Below are 4,765 nucleotides of genomic sequence, written 5' to 3' on the forward strand. Positions count from 1 at the left end.
CGGGCGGCCCTCCTGCCACGTGTTCATGCCGACGAGGATGCCCGACCCCGGTCCGGCTGACTCCCCCCGGGGGGCCCACCAGGCCTCTTGTAGCAGTTTTGATGCACGCCCCGAATCGTTCCGCCGAAACGTCCGGACACCCGCCGTTCCAGCGGCTGAAACGTTTCTTGACCAGCTCGAACACAGCGTGTTTGCATTCCAGGCATGGACCAGCGTTGGGCACTCACGCGTCGGCGGCACGTCGACCTGCGGCGCGGTGTGGCCTGTTCGCTCTGTCGCGGCTGACACGCGCCCGTCGGGTCCCCGTACTCCCCGCACGCCCCGCACGTCCGCCGACGTAGCGCCCCGGTGCCCCGCGCCCCCCCCGCACCGTCCCGCACCGCCCCCGGTACCGGCCCCCACCGCGGCGCCCTCCCCCCGCCGCCGCACCGCGCCGCCCCGCTTCCAGCCAGAGGTGAACCCATGGCCGTCGTCCTGTCCGTTTCCGGCTCCCCGTCCGCCACCTCCCGCACCACCCGCCTGCTGCGCCACGTCGACGCGCGGCTGGCGGAGCGCGGCCACCACGTCGTCCCCTTCGAGGCCCGCAGCCTGCCCGCGCACGCGCTGCTGTCGGGCGACTTCGACCACCCCGAGATCGTCGCCGTCACCGAGCTGTTCGCCCGCGCCGACGGCGTGGTCGTCGGCACCCCCGTCTACAAGGCCGCCTACTCGGGCCTGCTGAAGGCCCTGCTGGACGTGCTCCCGCAGTACGCCCTGGCCGGCAAGGCCGTCCTGCCGCTCGCCACCGGCGGCTCGCCCGCGCACGTCCTCGCGGTGGACTACGCGCTGCGCCCGGTGCTCAGCTCGATGGGCGCCGGCCACATCACCCAGGGCTGGTTCGTGCTCGACCGCCACATCACCGCCCGGGAGGACGGGACGACCCTGGTGGAGCGCGAGACCGAAACGCTGCTGGCCCCGGTCGTGGACGGCTTCGCCACGGCCCTGGAGCGGCTGGCCGCACCCGCGCTGACGAGCTGACGGACCGTCGCCGCCGGCCCGTACGGGGCGTCCCCGAGACGGGCCGCGGCGACCCCTAGGGGGAGCCGCGCCGGGGCCCGTAGATCCTTGGTTGGGCGGCTTCATTCCGGCGGATGACGAGCGCTCCGCCGACGACTCCTAACGTGGTTCACACATCCCCACCCGCCAGGAAGCGGCCCGGTTGCGCCGGGTCCGGTGGCCAGGTCCACCGGGAGGGTGGAGACAACTCCCGGTCGAGGACTACCGCCCGCGCCATGTCGCGCGGCGGGCGGGCCCGTGAGGCTGGGGGGCCAACGGGTGAGCGCATCTTCCTTAGGAGTGTCCCAGTGACGACGGCAGCAGCAGCCGTGTACGACCCCCAGCTTCCCGGCGGGGCGCCCGCCGTCGCCGCGTCGGCCCGTCAGGTCACCAAGGCGTACGGCTCGGGCGAGACCAGGGTGACCGCGCTCGACGCGGTCGACGTCGACATCCAGCGCGGCCGGTTCACCGCGATCATGGGGCCGTCGGGCTCCGGCAAGTCCACCCTGATGCACTGCCTGGCGGGCCTCGACACCGTCACCTCCGGGCAGATCCGGATCGGCGACACCGAGATCACCGGCCTGAAGGACAAGCAGCTCACCAGGCTCCGGCGCGACAAGATCGGCTTCATCTTCCAGGCCTTCAACCTGCTCCCGACGCTGAACGCGCTGGAGAACATCACGCTCCCGATGGACATCGCCGGGCGCAGGCCCGACCAGGCCTGGCTGGACCAGGTGGTGGAGACGGTCGGCCTGTCCGGCCGGCTCAAGCACCGTCCCACCCAGCTCTCCGGCGGCCAGCAGCAGCGCGTCGCGGTGGCCCGGGCGCTGGCCGCCCGCCCCGAGATCATCTTCGGCGACGAGCCCACCGGGAACCTGGACTCCCGGTCCGGCGCCGAGGTGCTGACCTTCCTGCGCCGCTCGGTGGACGAGCTGGGCCAGACCATCGTGATGGTCACCCACGACCCGGTCGCCGCCGGCTACGCGGACCGCGTGCTCTTCCTCGCCGACGGCGTGATCGTGGACGAGATGTACGCGCCCACCGCCGACTCCGTCCTCGAACGCATGCGCCGTTTCGACGGCAAGCGCACCAGCTGAGCGGCGGGACGACACCAACCATGCTGCTCAAGACCTCACTGCGGAGCTTCTTCGCCCACAAGGGCCGGATGGCGCTCTCGCTCATCGCCGTCGTGCTGTCGGTGGCCTTCGTCTCCGGCACCCTGGTGTTCTCCGACACCGCCACCGGCACCTTCGACAAGCTCTTCGCCGCGACCTCCTCCGACGTCTCGGTCCAGCCGCCCAAGCCGGCCGAGGACGAGGAGCAGCAGGCCGCCGTCAAGCCGCCGACCGTCCCGGTCGAGCTGGAGCGGCAGGTCGCCGCGCTGCCCGGGGTGAAGAGCGCCGTCGGCCAGGTGCTGGTCGAGAACGCCGTCATGATCAACCCGGTCACCAACAAGCTGGTCGGCCCGACCACCGGCGCGCCCACCCTGCTCGGCAACTGGACCGACACCCCGGGCAACCCGCTGAAGGTCACCTCCGGCCACACGCCGCGGGGCCCGACCGAGCTGCTGCTGGACGCGGACACCGTGAAGAAGGCCAAGCTCGGCCTCGGCGACCGACTCAGGGTCGAGAACCCCCTCGGCCGGCACGACTTCACCATCGTCGGCATCGGCACCTTCACCACCACCAACCCGGGCGCGGCGCTCGGCTTCCTGGACACCCCGACCGCCCAGCAGGCCCTGCTCGGCGGGCCGGCCTTCAGCACCGTCGAGGCGTACGGCGACGACCGGCTCAAGGCCGACGCGCTGGCCCAGTTCGGCGCCGGGTACCAGGTGAAGACGGCGGCCGAGCAGAAGGCCGACCGCAGCGAGCAGGTCGGCAAGGGCCTCGGCTTCATGAAGTACGCGATGCTCGGCTTCGCCTTCGTCTCGGCGATCGTCGGCGCCTTCCTGATCGTCAACACCTTCTCGATGCTGGTCGCCCAGCGCACCCGGGAGATCGGCCTGCTGCGCGCCATCGGCGGCAGCCGGCGGCAGGTCAACCGCTCGGTGCTGGTCGAGGCGCTGATCCTGGGCGTGCTCGGCTCGACCCTCGGGGTCGCGGCCGGCCTGGGCGTGGCGGTCGGCCTGATCAAGCTGATGAGCGCGATCGGCATGGACCTGGAGGCGGCCGACCTGCGGATCGGGCCGGACGTGTTCATCGCCGGGTACGCGCTCGGCATCGTGGTCACCCTGGTCGCGGCCTGGTTCCCGGCCCGCCGGGCGAGCCGGATCTCGCCGATGGCCGCGCTGCGCGACCACGGCACCCCGGCGGAGGCCCGGGCCAACCTCGTCCGCACCGGCCTCGGCCTGCTGCTGACGGCGGGCGGCGGCTCGCTGCTGGTGTTCGGCGCGGGGGCGGAGAAGGCGGCCACCGGCGGCCGGTACCTGGGCCTCGGCGTGGTGCTCACCCTGATCGGCTTCGTGGTGCTCGGCCCGCTGCTGGCCTCGGCCGTCGTCCGGGTGCTCGGCGCGCTGCTGCCGGCGCTGTTCGGCCCGTCCGGCAGGCTGGCCCAGCGCAACGCGATGCGCAACCCGCGCCGCACCGGCGCCACCGCCGCCGCGCTGATGATCGGCCTGGCGCTGGTGATCGCCTCCGCGGTGTTCAGCTCCTCGGCCGTCACCTCGACCAGCGCGCAGATCGACAAGTCGGTGGGCGCGGACTACATCGTCTCCGGCGGCCGTACCGCGATCACCCCCGAGATGATGGACGCGGTCCGGAAGACCCCGGGCATCGACCACGTCACCACCCAGCGGTTCTTCGCCGCCAAGGTCCAACTGCCGGACGGGCAGAAGGCCAGGACCCCGCTGACCGCCGTGCCGCCGTCCTTCTTCGGCACCGACTTCCGGCCTACCGTCGACTCCGGTGCGGTGGACTCGCTCCAGCGCGGCTCGCTGGGGATCGGCGCCGCCTTCGCCAAGGACCACGGCCTGAAGGTCGGCGACCAGGTCACCGTCGACTACGGCCAGGGCCGCACCCAGACGGTGCCGGTCGGCGCGGTCTTCGGCAAGGGCGAGCTGTTCGGCGACGGCTCCTTCGTGGCCATGGACACCATGGAGAAGGTCGTCCCGGCCGCCGAGCAGCCGCCGGTGTGGACCTTCTTCGCCAAGGCCTCCCAGGGCGCCGACGTCGACCGGACGCTGACCGCGCTGGAGGACGGGCTGAAGGAGTACCCGCAGCTCACCATCAAGGACCGGGCCGGCTACAAGGAGCTCGCCCAGTCCCAGATCAACACCCTGCTCTACCTGATCTACGGGCTGGTCGCGCTGTCCATCACGGTCGCGGTGCTCGGCGTGGTCAACACCCTGGCGCTGTCGGTGGTCGAGCGGACCCGCGAGATCGGCCTGCTGCGGGCGATCGGGCTCTCCCGCCGCCAGCTGCGCCGGATGATCCGGCTGGAGTCCGTGGTGATCGCGGTGTTCGGCGCCGTCCTCGGCACCGGACTGGGCCTCGGCTGGGGCGTCACCGCCCAGCGGGTGCTGCGGGACCAGGGCCTCGGGACGCTCTCCGTCCCGACCGCCACGGTGGCGGTCACGCTGGTCGCCTCGGTGCTGATCGGCCTGTTCGCCGCACTCGTCCCGGCCTTCCGGGCCGGACGCATGAACGTCCTCGCGGCCATCGCGACGGACTGACCCGGCGCCGGGGGGCGCCGGGCCCGAAACCACGGGGGACACGGGGGAACGGGGGAACGG

At 72.7% G+C, this 4,765-nt stretch carries 3 protein-coding genes; all 3 read left to right on the top strand.

Features of this window, described 5'->3' with window-relative positions; all coding sequences use genetic code 11:
* Nucleotides 1-462: 462 nt before the first annotated feature.
* The 3 genes from ssuE (at nucleotide 463) to ACFU6K_RS31555 (ending at nucleotide 4,705) form a co-directional block, all read left to right on the top strand.
* Nucleotides 463-1,017, top strand: a complete 555-nt coding sequence (gene ssuE / locus ACFU6K_RS31545; RefSeq protein WP_049658692.1) for an NADPH-dependent FMN reductase — start codon at nucleotides 463-465, stop codon at nucleotides 1,015-1,017.
* Between the two features lie 326 nt (nucleotides 1,018-1,343).
* Nucleotides 1,344-2,132, top strand: a complete 789-nt coding sequence (locus ACFU6K_RS31550; protein ID WP_380668825.1) for an ABC transporter ATP-binding protein — start codon at nucleotides 1,344-1,346, stop codon at nucleotides 2,130-2,132.
* 20 nt (nucleotides 2,133-2,152) lie between these two features.
* On the top strand, nucleotides 2,153-4,705 hold the full coding sequence (locus ACFU6K_RS31555) for an ABC transporter permease (protein ID WP_380668827.1): 2,553 nt from the start codon (nucleotides 2,153-2,155) through the stop codon (nucleotides 4,703-4,705).
* The last annotated feature ends 60 nt before the right edge of the window (nucleotides 4,706-4,765 follow it).

Origin of the sequence: Kitasatospora sp. NPDC057512 (assembly GCF_042802135.1) — a bacterium.
Lineage (GTDB): Bacteria > Actinomycetota > Actinomycetes > Streptomycetales > Streptomycetaceae > Kitasatospora.

Coding starts and splice junctions, on each gene's coding strand:
- ssuE (WP_049658692.1), top strand. CDS start 463: ATGGCCGTCGTCCTGTCCGTTTCCGGCTCCCCGTCCGCCACCTCCCGC.
- ACFU6K_RS31555 (WP_380668827.1), top strand. CDS start 2,153: ATGCTGCTCAAGACCTCACTGCGGAGCTTCTTCGCCCACAAGGGCCGG.